Genomic DNA, 1339 nt, shown 5'->3' on the forward strand with positions numbered 1-1339 from the left:
ATGGGCAATGAATTGTTGACTATTTCCTGCCATGGTTACGGGGCTGATGAATTTTTCGAGGAAGCCGCTGCCAATGCCCGGCTGATAGCGGCCGCGCCCGATCTGCTGGAAGCCTGCAAGGATGCGCTGGCCTTTGTGGAGGAGCTGGACCGGCGGGGCATTGCCCAAGAATGGAGCGGCGAAGGCGCGCTAAAGGCCGCCATCGAGAAGGCCGAGGGGGTGGCTGACCGATGAAACGCCTGCGGGGCTTCACGAAGTTGACCTGGGAGCGGGAGCCGCTGCCCGGCCTGCGTTGTTCGCTGTGGCTGAGTGAGGAGCGCGGCCAGTATGCCTATCTCTATCAAAGCAACGGAGACCGGCGCGTCGCCAAGACACCGGAAGAACAGGCGGAGATCCACGAGCTATACGGCCTGCCGGTGGTGCGAGGCGACTTTGCTACTGGGGCCAGGGTGATGTTTTTGAAGGAGGCGGGGGCGTGAGAGCTCAAGCAACCGACCTGCTGCACCTGGAGCACGCCCGGCGGGGTGGAAATCTCTACATCGCTGGAGAGGACTGGAATTTTGCATGGATGCAGGAAGAGTTGGAGACCGTTCAACTCATGCGGAAGCAGGGCGCGAAAATCTGGACGATAGCCGAGACTGTCGGCAGGCCGGATTATGAAGTGGCGGTATTGATTATGGACTTGGAGGAGCGGGGGTGATGGAGTGCCTAACAGGATCATAAAAGAATCAATCTGCACCAGTAATGAGATCGACGCACTGAAGCCGGAAGAGGAGATCCTCTTTTATCGGATCATCGTCAATTGCGATGACTACGGGCGCATGGATGCCCGGCTGCCCATCCTGCGGGCGAAGTGTTTTCCGCTGCGGATCGACAGCGTAAAGGATAAGGATGTAGGAGCCTGGATGAAGAGCCTGATCAAACAGGGGTTGATCTACACCTACGAAGCCGAAGGCAAAGAATATCTCCAGATGACGACCTGGGAAAAACATCAGCAGATACGAGCAAAGCGGAGCAAGTTTCCTGCACCTGAAGACGGCGTGATAACATCTGAAATCAACGGAAATCAGACGCTATCAAATGTCCCCGAGAATCCAATCCAATCCGAATCCGAATCCAATCCGAATCCAACTAGTACGCAGAGTGCACAACAAGATCGCTTTGACACCTTCTGGTCTATCTATCCCAAAAAGCGCAGCAAGGGAGCCGCTGAAAAAGCATGGGCCAAGATCAAGCCGGACGAGCAGCTTATGGAGCAGATCATATCTGCCCTCGAGCGGGCCAAGACTTCGGCTGACTGGCAGAAAGATGGCGGGCAGTTTATCCCCTACCCGGCGAC

At 56.3% G+C, this 1339-nt stretch carries 4 protein-coding genes; all 4 read left to right on the top strand.

The window, feature by feature from the left end; genetic code table 11:
* On the top strand, nucleotides 1-234 hold a 234-nt coding region (locus tag ACE4YL_RS07765), incomplete at its 5' end, for a hypothetical protein (protein WP_461369455.1).
* Nucleotides 231-479 carry a hypothetical protein gene (locus ACE4YL_RS07770; protein ID WP_461369456.1) on the top strand — a complete coding sequence of 83 codons (249 nt, stop codon included), beginning with the start codon at nucleotides 231-233 and terminating at the stop codon, nucleotides 477-479. The genes ACE4YL_RS07765 and ACE4YL_RS07770, both read left to right, overlap by 4 nt.
* Nucleotides 476-700 carry a hypothetical protein gene (locus ACE4YL_RS07775; protein ID WP_461369457.1) on the top strand — a complete coding sequence of 75 codons (225 nt, stop codon included), beginning with the start codon at nucleotides 476-478 and terminating at the stop codon, nucleotides 698-700. Before ACE4YL_RS07770 ends, ACE4YL_RS07775 begins: the two co-directional genes overlap by 4 nt.
* Nucleotides 701-704: 4 nt before the next feature.
* Nucleotides 705-1339: transcriptional regulator (locus ACE4YL_RS07780; RefSeq protein WP_461369458.1), on the top strand; the 635-nt coding region annotated here is incomplete at its 3' end.

Source organism: Candidatus Darwinibacter acetoxidans, assembly GCF_041936445.1.
In the GTDB taxonomy this organism is placed as follows: domain Bacteria; phylum Bacillota; class Limnochordia; order Darwinibacteriales; family Darwinibacteriaceae; genus DTU010.

What these genes read in the sequence shown, in the direction of transcription:
- ACE4YL_RS07770 (WP_461369456.1), top strand. Translation starts at nt 231, where the DNA reads ATGAAACGCCTGCGGGGCTTCACGAAGTTGACCTGGGAGCGGGAGCCG.